Genomic DNA, 16888 nt, shown 5'->3' with positions numbered 1-16888 from the left:
GCTTGTAAGATTAATAATCTTGCAGCCTGAAGATTAATAATCTTACAGCGGATGAGCCTATATGCGTTTGCCGACGCACCTATATCCGCAGACTTCCGCAACCGGATGCGTCTTGCAATGATATTATCTGGAAGGGCGGCAGTCAGTAAGAAACTGCTTTGAATTTATCGTGTGATGATTGGGGATGATTTTTCAACCGCAAAATTTTGCGTCTCTATTATGAGGGAAATAGTGAGTTTTCTGACGAAGAACAGAAGGATCCCCAAATCGCCCAAAGCACACACGAAAACGGATACATCAAGACGAGAATAACTTTTTGGAGAAATTCAAAACAAGAAAATGCACATTTTAATGCCGCTTAAAGTATAAATCTGATTAGAATTTCCGTGCGATGTTCTGCATATCATTAATAAGCTTGCACGTATGATACCCATCAGCTACAGCATGACTGACGAAGACAGAAATCGGTATCTCCACACGTCCATTCGCCTCGAAATATTTCCCGAATTTAATGAGCGGAAAAAGAAACGCACTTTCCGTATAAGTATCTTGTGCAAAGGCTGTAAAACTCAGCCACGGCAGGCATGAGATGGGACAAAAATTAGCTGGTTGTTCAGGACGTGCTTTAATGACTCCTGTCACATTGCGGTATTTTTCCATATCTTCCACAACGGTGTGGTAGAACGTATCGAAATCATCATAATATTCGCTCCAGATATCTGTAAATGTCCTGGTTTCCGGGTGAAACAAGGTGTAACATGGAACAACCTCTTCCCAATATCCCAACTCTCCATTTACGTTAAAACTCATACGAAATTCTTTGTTCTGATTGACAGCTTTCATAATGACATAAAGCATCGTAGGAAAGAACCTGATTCCTCTTCTTTTCTGTTCGCTTACAAGGTGGGTAATGTCAATGTTGGCATTGAGGTTGTATTTACATTTGATTTGGGAATAGTAGTAATCAAAGTAAATAGTTCGTTCCCACGTAGATTTGTCTATGATATGAAATGATGCGCTCATATTATTTTTGTTTACGAAGATAGCAAAAATCGGAAAGCAGAGCAAGGAAAAACAGTGATTTCCCTGCTTTGACCCTCACAACAAAACACTTTGAGCCGAAGGGCAAAAACGATGTTACACATTCGCACTATCTTTGTAGAAAACAATGACACCCAGCCTGTGGATACGTTCGTCACAGACTGACAATTGCCATACTATGCTAACAGAGTGGCTGAAAGAGATTAACAATGGCTCAACAGATAATAATCATTTGAAATAAAAACATTACGTTATGAACAAGATTTTATTATCCATCGCGGCAGTACTTGCCATCTGCTTTACCGCCTGCGCCCAAAAGAAAGACAAACCTAATGTAAGCAACACATCATCCAAGACGTTGGTCGCTTATTTTTCAGCAACCGGAACCACTGCCCAAGTCGCTCGTAACATTGCAGACATTACCGGAGGAGAACTGTTCGAAATTGCACCTCAGAGCCCTTATACTGAGGCTGACCTCGACTGGAACAACCGCCAGTCACGTAGTTCAGTAGAGATGGACGATGCCCAATCCCGTCCGACACTTAAAGCAACGGAAACGGACATTGCCGGATATGATGTCGTTTTTATCGGCTATCCTATCTGGTGGAACCTTGCTCCAAGAATCATCAACACATTCATTGAAAGTCATGACCTGAAAGGCAAAACCCTCATTCCGTTCGCCACTTCCGGTGGAAGCAGTATCAGTAACAGTGTTTCCGAATTGAAAAAATCCTATCCAAGCCTGAACTGGAAAGAAGGAAAGTTGCTGAACGGAATGAACAACGATGCCATACAAAATTGGATAACCAACCTTAACAATCAATAAAGACCGGCAATAACGCTTGAAACGATACTGTTTCTTCACATTCTTCCCTCATCAGAGTAACTATAATAAGAACCGTCTGTCACAATCAAGTGGTCAAGCAAACGTATGTTCATCAGCGCAGAAGCTTGCTTTACCGATTGAGTCAGACGGTCATCGTCAGGACTAGGAGAAATATTGCCGGAAGGATGATTGTGACAAAGCACCAGTGATACCGCACGTTTCAATAAAGCCTCCCGCAAAATACAACGCACATCTACCTGAGTGGAAGCCAGTCCACCCTGACTGATACGGACACGATCTATAATTTTCGAAGACTGGTTAAGCAGCAATATCCAACATTCCTCAATTGGCAAGTCACACATCAACGGGTAAAAAAGCTCATAAATATCACGGGACGTACGAATTTGCTTCCGCTCTTTAGGCTCCTCTTCCATGCGTCGCTTTCCCAATTCTGAAGCAGCAAGAATCGTCACGGCTTTTGCCAGGCCAATACCTTTAAAATGGCATAAATCCTCAATATTAGCTCTCCCTAATTCACTCAGGCTGTTGTGATAGCAGTCAAGCACTTTCCGCATCAGTCCCACAGCCGAATCTTCCTGACTGCCAGAGCCTATCAGAATAGCAAGCAGCTCAGCATTGCTTAATGCTGCTGAACCTTGCTGTATCATCCGTTCACGTGGACGGTCTTCTTCTGCCCACTGATTAATAGTCAATTTGTTTTCCATTATTGGTAAAAATTCTTCTCGAAAGCTGCGAACTCCCCTTGCCGGCATACACAACGTTTCCACCATGCACAAAGGAATCCCAAACCATATCCTGTTAATTGGATAAACGCAGCAACAACAGAAAGTATACCAATCCAGACACTTTTATTTTGCACCGAAGCATCAATAAAAATAATCAAAGAAAATACCAACAACAATGACAAGCTCCAAATACAGAACGGAGCAACCAGCAGAAGAGCAATCACCCCCAAAACAAATACAGCCGGTAACCCGTGTACCAACTTCAGCGATTCTGGATACTTCTTATAAAGATTAATACGTGCAATCCCCGAATTGTATACTTGCTTGAAAAATTTATGCCAGTCCGTACGGCGCTTATGCCACACCCAGGCTTCAGGAAAAAGCCGGCAATGATAGCCATTTTGGAAAATCCGGATGCTGAAGTCAATATCTTCACCAAAACGCATCTTCGAAAATCCTCCCAATGCCTGATAAACCTCTCTCCGTACTCCCATATTAAAACTACGGGGATAGAACTTATCCATTTTCCTCGTACCTCCCCGAATACCTCCAGTTGTAAAAAAAGAAGTCATGGCATAATTAATAGCCTTTTGGATGGAAGAAAACGAATCATTCGCACGGTCCGGTCCCCCAAAAGCATCAGCAGGGTTTCTTTGCAGTTCAGCCTCTATCGCATCAAGATAACCTGGAGGCAACACACAATCAGAGTCCAATATAATCAGGTATTCGCCATGACTGCGCTCCGCTCCATAATTCCGCGTTTGTCCAGGACCTGAATTAGATTTTACAAAATAATGTATATTTAATAATTCTGCGTACCTGTCTACCACAGACTCACAAGAATTTGAAGACCCGTCTTCTACCACGAGCACTTCAAATTCCGTATAATGTTGTTTTGTCAAACTATCTAACAATTCATCCACTTCATCCGGACGATTGTAGACAGGAATAATCAACGAATATTTCATCCTTTTTTCAGTTTAGCACGTACTACTTCAAATACAGCCGGCAACAAAGAAATAAAGATAATAGCCACAAGCAGCAATTTCAAGTTTTCTTGTACAAAAGGAAGATCTCCAAAGAAATGTCCCGCATAGGCAAACAAGGCAACCCACAAAGCGGCACCAATCAGGTTATAACACATAAAATAATAATAATGCATCTTACCCATACCAGCTACAAACGGAGCAAAAGTGCGGACAATAGGGACAAAACGGGCTATAATAATGGTCTTGCCTCCATACTTCTTAAAAAAATCATGGGTCTTATTCAAATAACTTTGCTTGAATATTTTCGAATTAGGATTACTAAATAACTTCTGCCCTAGAAAATGCCCAATCATATAATTGCACGAATCCCCCAATACTGCTGCCAGAAAAACGACAAGTACCAATGTATGTATTTCCAACGGCATATCCGGTAAAGCGGTAATGGCACCTGCAACAAACAACAGAGAATCGCCAGGCAAAAATGGAGTAACTACCAAACCTGTTTCACAAAAAATGACAAGAAACAAAATAGCATATGTCCAAGTATGATAATTCTGCACAATATCAATCATATACCTGTCGATATGCAAAACAAAATCAATAATAAAATCCATTATACGTAATTAATTAAACAAACTTATAAATCAAAAACAAAAGGACACTGCACAGAAACAAGCATATCGCATGACCCTCCTGCAGTGTCCTTAACGTTGAAATCTTTAATCTATATATTTAAATACTAAGGCTTGAGACCTTCCATTGCCTGTTTAGCTGTAGGATTCTCCGGATCTATTGCAAGAATCTTTTCCCAATAAACCTTAGATTGTTCATATTCCTCTTTCAAGAAATAATAATACCCCAAGTAACTTTCACATTCGATAAGCACATTCTTTGATGCTTTCGGATTCTGCTCCAAAATAGCAAGTGCCTTTTCGTAATAAGGTTTTGCCAATCCCATTGTAGTTTCAGGATCAAGCATAGCATTTGTACGCGCACGCCAAAAATTACCCAAATAATTATCAGGCACCCGTTCAGCAACCTGGGCAAAAATAGTATCAGCTTCCATCAAATACGCTTTACGCTGGATAGTATCTACAGCGGCTACAGACTGATTGGCTGTAGAATCACCCGGAGTCGGCGTCATCGCACCCGCAGCCATATAATACAAACGGCCAAACATGAACAAGTCTGTCACTTCAGCCTTATCCTTCATACCGTCTAAATACAACTGATAAAAACGGATGGCCTCCGGATAATTTTGCGCTTTCTGTTGTGCTTCTGAAGCTTCTTTAGCTATTTCAGGATGTTCACTCTTTTCATCTGCTTTCATGGCCTTATCAAATTCGACCATAGCCTTATCTACTTCATTATTGGCTGCGTACAGACGTCCCCGATACAAATAATCCATATATACATAATCCGGATTGTTCGGGTCAGCAAAGAATACATCTGAAGCCTGAATACCCTCTGTATATGCCTTCGTTTCATACAAGTCATACATTTTCAAGCGCTTCAACAAATGATTGTCTGCTTCCATAGCCAAACCTTTATTGACCATGTCTAATGACTGTGCATAATCTTTATTTAAATAAAGCAACATCGAATAGCGTGAATAATCCTGCACATCCGGATTTCCTTTTTGCATATATTCATCAAAGACCTGTTTAGCTTTACCATAACTACCCATCTGATAATAAGCATTTGCCAATTCTCGGTCAACACGAATTTCTGTCGGATGTTTTTCTTTCAGCTTCAGCAACATATTTACTGACAACTGAGGATTTACACCAATATATGCATTTGCATACTTATAATATGCATCATAACAATCCTCGTCAAACAAGATAGCTTGTTCATAATAACCGCAAGCTGTACCCACATCTTTCACAGACAGAGCAATATCTCCCTGCAGAACATAACTCTCTCCATTTTTCGAATCCACTTTTCTTGCACGTTCTGCATATTCTTTCGCTGCATCCATTTTACCATTGTCTAAATATGCTTTACCAATGGCAACCAACAAAGATACATTCTTTTTATTTTTACCTTTCAGAAGTTCATCGAAAGCATCTTCAGCAGCATCTGGATTATCTTTAATCATTGCAGCAATCTTGTCAATCTGCTTTGTCATATCGGGAGTCAAAGGCTCCTGAGCATACAGAGAAGCAGACAACAAAAAGCTCAAACAAAATGCACTCAAAACTCTAGTTTTCATAATCATATATTAATTCCTTATTAAAACTCATCTTTCACATTCACTAAACGAACAGGCTGCGTTGCCGGCACAATACCCGACTTCAGGATAATTCTTTGTCCTTTGTCACTTGTAAGGAAAGTCATCAAACCGGTTGGCAAAGCACTACGTGGATCGTTTATTAAAATAAAGACATCATGAACCAATGGATATTCTCTCAAAGCAAGATAAGCCTGATAGGGCTTATAACTGTTTCCTACCGTCGCATGTCCTGAATTGCTGACAGACATCACCTTTACACTTTCATTAAACGTAAGGTGAGTAGAATCTGCTGCATTACCTACCCAGTTAGCTCCGATAACTCCCAACGCATTAGGAGTCTTAGATACATACTCGATAACTTCCTCATTCGATTTCAATGCTGTCAAATTTGAAGCCAACGGCTCGCCTTTACAGATTGAATCAATAGCATAATGTATAGTTCCCGAATTAGGATTATCAAACACTACATTCAAATCACCTAAACGAGAGGTCGGATATAACTCTTTCCACGATTTTACTTTACCAGTCAAAATTTGACGGAACTGCCCTACTGTTATCAACGAATCTTCATTCTCCAGATTCGTAATCAGAGCAATGCCACTCACTGCCATTCGAATGGACTCTGGAAAGAATTTGCGCGTATGAAAAGAAGCCAGTTCTTTATCACTCAAGCGCCGGTTTGCAATCGCCAGCCGCACACTATCTTGCAAAAGCAAATTAATGGCTTCCACCTCACTACAATAAATAGGAGTTACTTCAGCCTCTGGAGTCAATGCCAGATACACTTGCAATTCTTCTTCCATAATCGGCCGCAGCGATTCATCTACTGCAATCTTTATGGAACCCGAATACAAAGTCTGACCATCGCCCGCCTGCTTCTGACTACAAGAAACCAACGCCAAAAGTAAACAAACACAACCTAAAAGACTTCCTTTCATACACGCTTCCTTAAAATATTACTGCAATCTAAATACAATCGGACAAGTGTAATATACCGGTACATTACGTCCATTCTGCTTACCCGGAATCCACTTCGGCAAAGATTGTACTACACGTACAGCTTCTTTGTCACAATAGGGATCCAAAGAACGCAAAACCTGCACATCTTCCACATTACCTTCTGCAGTCACGACAAATCGCAAAATAACACGTCCCTGAATACCGTTTTCCTGAGCAATAGCCGGATAACGCAGATTCTTCGAAATGTATTTCATCAATTCAGCCGGACCACCGGGGAACTGCGGCATCTGTTCTACCATCGTGTAAGGTTCTTCTTTCTCTTCAGGAGCTTGTGTAATCACTTCTTGCAAATCAGCGATATCAGCACCTTCCAATTCGTTGTTACCCTTCACATCGGCAATAGAAATCTGCACCTTTGATTCGGTCAACTCGTCCTGACTCTTCAATTCATCTTCGTCTGCTACTTCTTCATCTTTCTTAATGACCGGAGCAGTAAATTTGATGGTACTCTTCAACTGAGGAGGAGGAGCGATCTGTTCTACCGGTTTTACCAACTCTTCTTGCTTAACTTCTGGTTCTTCCAATTGTGAAAGCTGTGTTACTTCCAACATTTCCTCTTCCTTTTCCGGAATAGCCATCTGTATCAGTCGAGGAAGGTAGAAACCTACAGCAGCAACGACAATTACAATAATGATAGCAGCCAACTGACGTCTACCAAAATCACGGCGCATTTTATACGCACCGTAAGCTTTATTTTTATCTTTGAAAATGAGCTCACACCATTCCAAAGAAATCAAATCTATTTTTGCCATATTCTTTTCTTTTTAAGGTGTTACACATTTCAACTAGCTGCTGCATCTCTGGTCAGCTGACCCTTGGAATTATAATTGTCGATCAGGAACTGATCTCCTTCCGTAATGTCAACAATCACATATTTACCGATACTGCAAATCTGCATTTCATCCAACGCGTCAATCAGGTTCTTGTAAGTAGATTTATCGGTTGCCTTAATAATCACAGTCGGTGTATTTTTGGCAGCCTTTACTTCCGATACCTGCTTTTTGTACTCGTCTTCCGTAATTTCCAGATTAGCCTTCTTCTGCTTCAACTCTTCTACTTTCTTCACGGCTTCGTAGTTCTTGCGGAGCAATACTTTACGGATACCATTGGCAGTATAATCGGTTTCTTTCAAAGAAGTATAATCCTCGTAATTAGGTTCGCCTTCATAATAATATAGCTTATTATCTGCATCCAACAGCATTGTAAGAGCTTGCGAAGCCTTTACTTTATTCTGCTGGTCTTCAGTAATATTCTCATCATTGGTCGGCATACTAATTTCCATCGTCTGAGGTTTGCTCAACGAGGTACAGAGCATAAAGAAAGTAATCAAAAGCATGTTCATATCCACCATCGGCGTGAAGTCGACGCGAACAGCCATTTTTTTCTGCTTTGATCCTTTACCTTTTTTGCCTCCACCATTATCTTGTATTTCAGCCATATTTAAAATTCTCCTTTTTTATTCGTCAGACACTTGTTTCAATGAAGTAATCAGATTGTATCTGTTTTCCTTCAAATCTTGAAGAGAACTCATCACGTTCTTAATGACAGAATAAGGAGTACTTTGGTCGGCCTTGATAGCAATACGCAAGTCGCGGTTTGTTGCACGTGCATTACGTATCCAAGCCTTAAATTGGTTGTCCACACTGTCACAAGGAATTCCGTAATCCTTCAATATCTTGTCCTGCTCTTCGCCTGGAAGTGCGAGGAACTGCTTCATATTCTTCATTGGAACGCCGAACGTTTGGAATACCGAGAACTTTTTCACTTCTTCCGGAGTGAAACTCAGACCATATTCTTTTCCTACGGCTTCCAATGTAGCTGCCATATCCTGCTGTTTGTCAAGACTCATAAAAATCTTGCCACTCGGTTCGACAAGAATCTGCAGAATGTTCGTTTCCGGAATCTTGATTTCGGAAACCGAACCCGGAGTAACGACCTGTACCGGCTCTTTCTTAATGAAGTTACCTGTCAACATAAAGAAAGTAAGCAGCAACACGGTCACGTCACTCATGGCAGTCATGTCGATAAACATGGACTTCTTTTTTATTTGAACTTTACCCATAATTAACTATTTATTAAAAATTAGTTATAACGTTTTCCGTCTTACACAAAGACCAATAAGTGTCTCTTGTTTATTTATGGGTAGCGTTGAATGTCTGTACGATAGAGAAGCCTACTTCGTCAAGGCTGTAAGTCAGTTTATCAATCTTGTTAGTAAAGTAGTTGTAAGAAATAACTGCCAACGCACCAGTCAAGATACCGAATGCAGTGTTGATCAAGGCTTCAGAAATACCGGTTGACAACGCAACTGAGTCAGTACCACCACCAGCAGACAGAGCGGCAAATGAACGGATCATACCGATAACTGTACCGAGCAATCCCATCAATGTACCCAATGTAGTAATCGTACCGATAATCGGCAAGTTCTGCTGCAACATCGGCATTTCCAATGCAGTAGCTTCTTCCAATGATTTTTGGATAGCCAATACCTTCTGGTCTTTATCCAATTCAGCATTTTGTTCCATCTCACGATAAGTCTGCAAAGTTGCACCTACTACATTTGCTACAGAACCGCGTTGCTTGTCGCACAATGCCTGAGCAGCTTCCATATCATTCTTTGCCAGAGCATCTTTAATCTGAGCAACGAATTTAACCAATTTACCACGGCCAAAAGCAGCACGGATAGTGAAATAACGCTCAACGCTCAATGCCAACACAGTCAACAATAAAGTCTGGATAACCGGTACTACAACACCACCTTTGTAGATAGTACCCAACATGTTACCCGGCAGCGGGTGGTTGTTCGGGTCATTGTTCATGAAGTTAGACGGATCGCCCAACACGAACTTGTAAATACACAATGCAACAATAAAGCATGCGATAATAACTAAACCAGCAGCTTCAATTCCCTTAAATCCTTGTTTTTGTTTTTTAGTAGTTTCCATAAAATTACTCTTTTAATATTAATTAGAAATTTAATTGAATGTCGGTCTTCTTACTGGGACAACACACTTGCACCGTCTTCTTAGTTTACGTTAACAAAGATATCAGGCAGGCTTATTGCCCCAAATGTTTTTTACAGCTACAAAGAAAAAAGAAATTCATGACATATCAAAATCAAATGCCGTTATTTTGGCTTAAATTTTAAATTTTATTTGAATATCCCCCTCTTTTACTACATTCTCGCTAAAAATCGCCTCATATTTTGCCATAAAATACGACTAAACGACTTTTCAATCTTGAAAATATACCCGTTTTACGCGATTCGAAACATTGGTCAAAATCTCGTAAGGTATCGTATCAAGAGCATTCGACAACACCGTCACGGGCAGGTCATCTCCAAAGACAACCACCTTATCCCCTTCCTTACAGTCTATACCTGTCACATCAATCATACACACATCCATGCAGATATTGCCTATATACGGGGCTTTCTGTCCATTCACCAAACAGTAGGCATTACCGTTCCCCAAATGCCGATTCAATCCATCAGCATATCCTATAGGAACAGTGGCAATGCGTGAGTCACGGTGCAACACTCCCTTCCGGCTATAGCCAATAGTTTCATCTGCTGATACATTATGAATTTGCAAAATTGTAGTTTTCAGCGTACTTACGTTATGCAAGACACGATTGGTATAAGGATCAATCCCATACAATCCTATACCCAACCGTACCATATCAAATTGTGCTCCCGGATAGCGTTCGATACCCGCCGTATTACAAATATGACGTAAAATCTTATGCGTAAATCCGGCCTGCAATTCGGCCGAAGCGGCTTCAAACGTTTCAATCTGCTTTCGTGTAAAAGCATCGAAACGAGAAGAATCACTTCCCACCAGATGTGAAAAGACCGAACGTGGTATTACTGCCGACTGACGATTCAAACGTTCAACCAACGGTTTCATATCGTTATACGGATCGAACCCTAAGCGGTGCATGCCCGTATCAATTTTAATATGGATAGGGAAATTAGACACTCCTTCCCGTTCGGCAGCTTTAATCAGATCTTCCAAAATGCGAAAGCCATAAATATTCGGTTCAAGGCGATAGGCAAACATTGTCTTAAATGCCGTCACTTCTGGATTCATGATTATGATAGGGCAAGTAATGCCTGCCTTCCGCAAATCAGCTCCTTCATCTGCCACAGCCACAGCCAGGTAATCAACCCGGTGTTCTTCCAAAGTCTTTGCCACTTCAAACGGACCAGCCCCGTATGCCGATGCCTTGACCATACACATCAATTTAGTCTCAGGTTTCAGTTTATTGCGGTAATAATTCAAATTATCGACCAAAGCATTCAGGTTTATTTCCAGAATTGTTTCGTGTACTTTCAACTCCAACAAATCCGTCACCTCATCAAAATGAAAAGCTCGCGCCCCCTTCACCAGAACGACATCGTCCCGTAACGAAGCAAGCACACCGGAAGCTATCAGTTCTTTCGTAGTCTGGAAAAATTGTTTATCCTTCACTTCGAAACGAGCCGAAGCAGCCGAAATCTCTTCGCCCACTCCTATTAACCGGTCTACTCCTCTACTATGAACCAAGTCTGCGACTTGGCGATAAAGCAATTTTCCCGGCTGCCCAGTCTCCAGAATGTCCGACAGAATCAACGTACGACGGCGCATTTTACCTTCAGACCGCCTTGCCATAAAATCAAGTGCTATGTCTAACGAAGCAAAATCTGAATTATAACTATCATTTATCAACACACAGCCGTTTTTACCCTCTTTCACTTCCAGCCGCATAGCTACCGGTTCCAGACAAGCCATCCGTTCGGCTATTGTCTCAGGCGAGACCATCAGATATAAAGCTACCGCCAGGCAATTCAGTGAATTTTCAATGGAAGCATCATCAATATACGGAATACGGTATTCTTTAAAAAATCCCAAATACCTATATTTCACAGTCGTACCCGTAGCATCTTTTTCTATTTTCTCGACAAAAAGAGGGCGTTCCACATCTTTCATTGACCAGGCAATTTCACGCGCTGCGAACAACGATTTCGCCACACAACTGCTTATCAGTTCATTATCGCCATTATAAATAATTACATCACAATCCTTAAACAAGAGCAATTTCTCCATACATTTCTCCTGCAAAGAAGTAAAATTCTCCTGATGAGCACCACCTATATTAGTCAACACACCGATAGTGGGACGGATAATAGGCTCTAAGGCTTCCATTTCCCCCATTTCAGAAATACCTGCTTCGAAAATACCCAGTTCCGTATGTGAATCCATCATCCAAACCGACAAAGGAACACCGATCTGAGAATTATAACTGCGCGGCGAACGTGTAATTCTCCGTTCCGGGCTTAGCAACTGGTAAAGCCATTCCTTTACCACCGTTTTCCCATTACTTCCCGTAATGCCCACAACAGGGACATCGAATTGCTCACGATGCTTAGCAGCCAAACGCTGTAAAGCTTTCAGCACATTACTCACGACCAGAAAGTTTATATCTTTACAGCCCTGCATCTTTTTCGGAATTTCAGTAACTACAAAATTATATACACCCCGTGCATACAATTCTTCAATATACTTATGGCCGTCATTGCGTTTAGTCTTCAGCGCAAAAAACAATGTTTCTTCCGGAAAACATAACGAACGACTATCAGTCAGTATCCAATCAACCTGTGCCGGACGGTCTCCGACACGATTTGCTCCTATTACGGAAACTATTTCTTCAATCGAGCTTGACATAGATTAATTTCATTTTGGACATCTAAGTACGCGAATTTTTCTTTTAGCGCTTCTATGTTTAACAGTATTTGACTTAAAAAACGCTGATATTGCTTCGAATCAGGGTCAAACGGACGATGTTCCAGTCCTTTTTTCACCACTTCCCAATCTTTAAGGAAGCGGTGGGTAGCCGGCGGAAAAAAAGTCTGCCCAAAACATTCCCATATATAATGGACAGCTTGGAATGACGGATGCAACATATCATCAGCATAAAAACGGTAATCACGTAATTCATCCACCATGATTTCATAAGAAGGAAAATAAAAACAACGGGCTGGATAGGCGTCTATCAGTTTTTGCACGGCCAACAACAACACAGATTTACTGATTTGATTACCATGCATACCATCTTTTACATGACGGATAGGACTCACTGTAAACAAAAAGTGCAAATCAGGCTTCAACGCTGACAACCTCTCCACCAACAAGGAATAAGCCCCTACGATTTCATCTACTCCCAACAACCGACGGTTAAAACAATTCCCAGGCAATTTATGACAGTTCCCCACTACCTGTCCGTTTTCTTTCCACTCATATACCCAAGCGGTTCCCCAAGTGAACATCACCCAATGTGCCTGATGCAGACATTCTCTAGCATGTAGCAACCGGGCATTGATTTTAGTCAGACATTCTTCGGGATTGCGCGACGAGAAACTGCTATGATGCATCAAGCTATACCAAACACCCTGATATTCCTTCAGATTTTCCTTATTATATATAGAAGGACAATCCACCTGCGAAATAGCCTCAGCTATCGAACTTGGATTGTATAACACACCAAACGGGTTCACATCACACCTGAATTTATAATCCATAAACAACTTCCCGATATTTTCAGCAAAGCAAGATCCCCACAACATCAACACATCCGAATGATTGACTGGAGGCATCCCTACAGGTAAATCCACTTTTGTTCTAAACTCCATAAACAGACTATATTCGTTATTTTTGGTACAAATGTAAACACTCTACACATATTTATTGTACTTTTGCACCATTAATATTGAAAAGAAATCAGATGGAACAAGCTACTTCTTACGAATTGTTGAACAAAATAGATAGTCCAAAGGATTTGCGCCATCTTCCAGCCGATTTACTTCCGGAAGTTTGCAAAGAGCTTAGGGAAATGATTATTGACGAACTTTCCCGTAATCCTGGGCATTTCGGTTCAAGCTTGGGAGTTATTGAATTGACAGTTGCCCTTCATTACGTATTCAACACTCCCTACGACCGCATCGTATGGGACGTAGGGCATCAGGCATACGGTCACAAGATTCTGACCGGACGCCGTGACCGGTTCTGCACCAACCGGAAACTGAACGGTTTGTGCCCCTTTCCCTCACCTGCCGAAAGCGAATACGATACATTCACCTGCGGACACGCATCCAATTCCATCTCTGCCGCATTAGGAATGGCGGTCGCCGCCTCGCGAAAAGGAGAAGACGACCGGCATGTAGTAGCCATCATCGGAGACGGGTCAATGAGTGGCGGACTGGCTTTCGAAGGACTGAACAATGCCTCATCCACTCCCAATAACCTGTTGATTATCCTTAACGACAACAACATGGCCATCGACCGTAGCGTAGGAGGCATGAAACAATACCTGCTGAACCTGCAAACCTCGGAAGGATACAACCGTCTGCGTTTTGCCATCGCTCAAAAGCTGCGTAAAATAGGCATTCTGACAGAAGAACGCCAAAAAAGCCTGCTGAGGTTCAACAACAGCCTAAAATCGGTATTGACCCAACAGCAAAACATTTTCGAAGGAATGAACATCCGCTATTTCGGGCCAGTAAACGGACACGACGTGCTTTCACTGACCAAAGTCCTGAAAGAAATAAAGGACATGAAAGGACCAAAACTGTTGCATATCCATACCGTTAAAGGCAAAGGGTTCAAACCGGCTGAAAAAGAAGCGACCCTTTGGCACGCTCCCGGAAAATTCAATAAAGAAACCGGTGAACGTATCATTCCTGACACTACCGGAATGCCTCCCCTGTTTCAGGACGTATTTGGCAATACCTTATTGGAACTGGCAAGGCAAAACAAGAAAATTATCGGTGTCACCCCTGCCATGCCTACCGGATGTTCGATGAACATATTGATGAAAGCCATGCCCGACCGGGCTTTTGACGTAGGCATCGCCGAAGGACACGCCGTAACTTTTTCAGGAGGAATGGCAAAAGAAGGATTACAACCGTTCTGTAATATCTACTCATCATTTATGCAACGTGCCTACGATAACATCATTCACGACATAGCTATCCAGCGGTTGAACGTAGTGCTATGCCTAGACCGTGCAGGATTGGTAGGAGAAGACGGACCGACTCATCACGGTATATTCGATTTGGCTTATTTGCGCCCTATTCCTAACTTGACCATCGCATCACCATACGACGAGCACGAGCTACGTAAACTGATGTACACAGCACAACTACCCGACCAAGGACCATTCGCTATCCGATATCCACGTGGCAGAGGAACACAGACTGACTGGGAATGTCCGTTTGAAGCCATCGAGGTAGGAAAAGGCAGAAAGCTGAAAGACGGTTCCGACCTTGCCGTTATCACCATCGGTCCTATCGGCAACGATGCCGCACAGGCTATTACCGAAAGCGAGGCACATACAGGGAAGAGCATTGCCCATTATGACTTACGTTTTCTGAAACCATTAGACGAAGCCATGCTCCACGAAATAGGAAAACGATTCCATCGTATCGTTACCGTAGAAGACGGCATCCTGAAAGGAGGAATGGGTAGTGCCATACTCGAATTCATGTCCGATAACGGATATACACCTGTCGTCAAACGACTGGGCATCCCCGACCGTTTCATTCCACACGGACCCGTAGAAGCCTTACATGCCATCTGTGGTATAGACAAGACAACGATATATAACACACTTATTCATTTACTTGAAGTATGAAAATCATTATTGCAGGAGCAGGCGCAGTAGGCACCCATCTTGCCAAACTGCTGGCTGGAGAAAAACAAGACATCATCCTCATGGATGAAGACGAAGACAGACTGGGAAAACTTGGCAACAATTTCGACCTGATGACGGTCAACATCTCTCCTACTTCCATATCCGGACTGAAAGAAGCAGGAACGGCAAATGCCGACTTGTTTATAGCCGTCACTCCCAACGAGAGCCAGAACATGACCGCCTGCATGCTTGCTGCCGGACTAGGAGCCAAGAAAACCGTAGCCCGTATCGACAATTACGAATACTTGCTGCCTAAATACCAGGAATTTTTCGCCAAACGTGGAGTACATTCACTCATCTACCCTGAAATGCTGGCAGCAAAAGACATTGTCGACGCAGTCAAGATGAGCTGGATACGCCAGTGGTGGGAGTTTGCAGGAGGCGCACTCGTGCTTATCGGAACCAAGATGCGGGAAACGGCCGAAATCTTAAACATTCCCCTCTACGAACTAGGCGGACAAAACATTCCATTCCACATCGTTGCCATCAAGCGTGGCAATGAAACCATCATCCCCAGAGGTGATGACTCTATCCTGCTGAACGATATTGTGTATTTTACCACCACAAAAAAATACATACCCTATATCCGCAAAATTGCAGGCAAAGAAAACTATGCCGACGTGCGTAACGTGATGATTATGGGAGGAAGCCGCATCGCCGTGCGCACAGTACAATACATGCCCGAATACATGCGTACCAAAATTATCGAAAGCGACTATGCACGTTGCAATCGCCTGACCGAACTGGTAGACGATAAAGTAATGATTATCAACGGAGACGGACGAGACTTAGACCTGCTGACAGAAGAGGGCATCAAAAACACTGAAGCATTCGTTGCCCTGACCGGAAGCGCCGAAACAAATATCCTTGCCTGCCTTGCAGCCAAACGGATGGGTGTGAGCAAAACCGTAGCACAAGTAGAAAACGTAGACTACATCAGTATGGCTGAAAGCATGGACATAGGCTGTGTCATCAACAAGAAATTCATCGCAGCAAGCCATATTTACCAGATGATGCTGGATGCAGACGTATCGAACGTGAAATGTCTTACCTTTGCCAATGCCGATGTAGCAGAGTTTACCGTCAAGGCAGGAGCACGCATCACCCGTTCGCAGGTAAAAGATGCCGGATTACCCAAAGGAGCTACCATCGGAGGACTGATACGAAACGGAGAAGGTATCTTGGTAACAGGTAACACTACCATTCAGGAAAACGACCACGTTGTGGTGTTCTGCCTGAACATGATGATTAAAAAATTAGAAAAATTCTTCAATTAAGAAGCTGTTTTGAATTTATCGTG

15 protein-coding genes are annotated in these 16888 nt (G+C 42.3%); 3 read left to right on the top strand and 12 right to left on the bottom strand.

The features are described from left to right. Positions 1-375 precede the first annotated feature (375 nt). On the bottom strand, positions 376-1023 hold the full coding sequence (locus B5F25_RS05985; protein WP_087248235.1) for a CatA-like O-acetyltransferase: 648 nt from the start codon (positions 1021-1023) through the stop codon (positions 376-378). 271 nt (positions 1024-1294) lie between these two features. Between B5F25_RS05985 and B5F25_RS05980 the strand changes: the two genes are divergently transcribed. Continuing rightward, positions 1295-1867 carry a flavodoxin gene (locus B5F25_RS05980; RefSeq protein ID WP_087248233.1) on the top strand — a complete coding sequence of 191 codons (573 nt, stop codon included), beginning with the start codon at positions 1295-1297 and terminating at the stop codon, positions 1865-1867. Between the two features lie 35 nt (positions 1868-1902). Here B5F25_RS05980 and radC read toward each other — a convergent pair whose 3' ends face one another. The 11 genes from radC to B5F25_RS05925 all read right to left on the bottom strand — a co-directional run bounded on the left by radC (position 1903) and on the right by B5F25_RS05925 (position 13528). Then, a complete protein-coding gene (gene radC / locus B5F25_RS05975) occupies positions 1903-2592 on the bottom strand; it encodes a DNA repair protein RadC (RefSeq protein WP_022039697.1) in 690 nt (229 codons plus the stop codon). Beyond that, positions 2592-3581 carry a glycosyltransferase gene (locus B5F25_RS05970; RefSeq protein ID WP_087248231.1) on the bottom strand — a complete coding sequence of 330 codons (990 nt, stop codon included), beginning with the start codon at positions 3579-3581 and terminating at the stop codon, positions 2592-2594. Before B5F25_RS05970 ends, radC begins: the two co-directional genes overlap by 1 nt. Further along, on the bottom strand, positions 3578-4216 hold the full coding sequence (locus tag B5F25_RS05965) for a DedA family protein (RefSeq protein WP_022039695.1): 639 nt from the start codon (positions 4214-4216) through the stop codon (positions 3578-3580). The genes B5F25_RS05970 and B5F25_RS05965 overlap by 4 nt, the downstream gene beginning before the upstream one ends. A gap of 125 nt (positions 4217-4341) precedes the next feature. Then, positions 4342-5823: a tetratricopeptide repeat protein gene (locus B5F25_RS05960; RefSeq protein WP_022039694.1), complete on the bottom strand. Its 1482-nt coding sequence runs from the start codon at positions 5821-5823 to the stop codon at positions 4342-4344. A 14-nt stretch (positions 5824-5837) separates the two neighbouring features. Continuing rightward, positions 5838-6776, bottom strand: coding sequence for a substrate-binding domain-containing protein (locus B5F25_RS05955; RefSeq protein ID WP_022039693.1), 939 nt, complete (start codon positions 6774-6776; stop codon positions 5838-5840). Between the two features lie 18 nt (positions 6777-6794). Continuing rightward, entirely contained in the window at positions 6795-7610 is an 816-nt protein-coding gene (locus tag B5F25_RS05950) for an energy transducer TonB (protein ID WP_022039692.1), read from the bottom strand. Between the two features lie 29 nt (positions 7611-7639). Then, positions 7640-8296, bottom strand: a complete 657-nt coding sequence (locus B5F25_RS05945; protein WP_022039691.1) for a biopolymer transporter ExbD — start codon at positions 8294-8296, stop codon at positions 7640-7642. 18 nt (positions 8297-8314) lie between these two features. Continuing rightward, the gene (locus B5F25_RS05940) at positions 8315-8920 is read right to left on the bottom strand and encodes a biopolymer transporter ExbD (RefSeq protein ID WP_087211778.1); all 606 of its coding nucleotides are present in this window, start codon (positions 8918-8920) and stop codon (positions 8315-8317) included. A gap of 70 nt (positions 8921-8990) precedes the next feature. Beyond that, entirely contained in the window at positions 8991-9803 is an 813-nt protein-coding gene (locus tag B5F25_RS05935; protein ID WP_022039689.1) for a MotA/TolQ/ExbB proton channel family protein, read from the bottom strand. A 288-nt stretch (positions 9804-10091) separates the two neighbouring features. Further along, entirely contained in the window at positions 10092-12563 is a 2472-nt protein-coding gene (locus tag B5F25_RS05930; RefSeq protein WP_087248229.1) for a bifunctional UDP-N-acetylmuramoyl-tripeptide:D-alanyl-D-alanine ligase/alanine racemase, read from the bottom strand. Further along, positions 12539-13528, bottom strand: a complete 990-nt coding sequence (locus tag B5F25_RS05925; RefSeq protein WP_087248227.1) for a GSCFA domain-containing protein — start codon at positions 13526-13528, stop codon at positions 12539-12541. Before B5F25_RS05925 ends, B5F25_RS05930 begins: the two co-directional genes overlap by 25 nt. Before the next feature lie 92 nt (positions 13529-13620). Here B5F25_RS05925 and dxs point away from each other — a divergent pair, with 92 nt between their 5' ends. Beyond that, positions 13621-15528: a 1-deoxy-D-xylulose-5-phosphate synthase gene (gene dxs, locus B5F25_RS05920; RefSeq protein WP_087248225.1), complete on the top strand. Its 1908-nt coding sequence runs from the start codon at positions 13621-13623 to the stop codon at positions 15526-15528. Further along, positions 15525-16865, top strand: coding sequence for a Trk system potassium transporter TrkA (gene trkA, locus B5F25_RS05915; RefSeq protein ID WP_022039685.1), 1341 nt, complete (start codon positions 15525-15527; stop codon positions 16863-16865). Before dxs ends, trkA begins: the two co-directional genes overlap by 4 nt. The last annotated feature ends 23 nt before the right edge of the window (positions 16866-16888 follow it).

Origin of the sequence: Bacteroides sp. An19, from assembly GCF_002160215.1 — a bacterium.
Classification (GTDB): Bacteria; Bacteroidota; Bacteroidia; order Bacteroidales; family Bacteroidaceae; genus Phocaeicola; species Phocaeicola intestinalis.
Note: the sequence above shows the minus strand (reverse complement) of the source record. Positions and strands in the feature narration are given on the sequence as shown.

Excerpts from the sequence above, each read along its gene's own strand:
- B5F25_RS05985 (WP_087248235.1), bottom strand. The coding sequence starts at position 1,023 with ATGAGCGCATCATTTCATATCATAGACAAATCTACGTGGGAACGAACT.
- B5F25_RS05980 (WP_087248233.1), top strand. The coding sequence starts at position 1,295 with ATGAACAAGATTTTATTATCCATCGCGGCAGTACTTGCCATCTGCTTT.
- radC (WP_022039697.1), bottom strand. The coding sequence starts at position 2,592 with ATGGAAAACAAATTGACTATTAATCAGTGGGCAGAAGAAGACCGTCCA.
- B5F25_RS05970 (WP_087248231.1), bottom strand. The coding sequence starts at position 3,581 with ATGAAATATTCGTTGATTATTCCTGTCTACAATCGTCCGGATGAAGTG.
- B5F25_RS05965 (WP_022039695.1), bottom strand. The coding sequence starts at position 4,216 with ATGGATTTTATTATTGATTTTGTTTTGCATATCGACAGGTATATGATT.
- B5F25_RS05960 (WP_022039694.1), bottom strand. The coding sequence starts at position 5,823 with ATGATTATGAAAACTAGAGTTTTGAGTGCATTTTGTTTGAGCTTTTTG.
- B5F25_RS05955 (WP_022039693.1), bottom strand. The coding sequence starts at position 6,776 with ATGAAAGGAAGTCTTTTAGGTTGTGTTTGTTTACTTTTGGCGTTGGTT.
- B5F25_RS05950 (WP_022039692.1), bottom strand. The coding sequence starts at position 7,610 with ATGGCAAAAATAGATTTGATTTCTTTGGAATGGTGTGAGCTCATTTTC.
- B5F25_RS05945 (WP_022039691.1), bottom strand. The coding sequence starts at position 8,296 with ATGGCTGAAATACAAGATAATGGTGGAGGCAAAAAAGGTAAAGGATCA.
- B5F25_RS05940 (WP_087211778.1), bottom strand. The coding sequence starts at position 8,920 with ATGGGTAAAGTTCAAATAAAAAAGAAGTCCATGTTTATCGACATGACT.
- B5F25_RS05935 (WP_022039689.1), bottom strand. The coding sequence starts at position 9,803 with ATGGAAACTACTAAAAAACAAAAACAAGGATTTAAGGGAATTGAAGCT.
- B5F25_RS05930 (WP_087248229.1), bottom strand. The coding sequence starts at position 12,563 with ATGTCAAGCTCGATTGAAGAAATAGTTTCCGTAATAGGAGCAAATCGT.
- B5F25_RS05925 (WP_087248227.1), bottom strand. The coding sequence starts at position 13,528 with ATGGAGTTTAGAACAAAAGTGGATTTACCTGTAGGGATGCCTCCAGTC.
- dxs (WP_087248225.1), top strand. The coding sequence starts at position 13,621 with ATGGAACAAGCTACTTCTTACGAATTGTTGAACAAAATAGATAGTCCA.
- trkA (WP_022039685.1), top strand. The coding sequence starts at position 15,525 with ATGAAAATCATTATTGCAGGAGCAGGCGCAGTAGGCACCCATCTTGCC.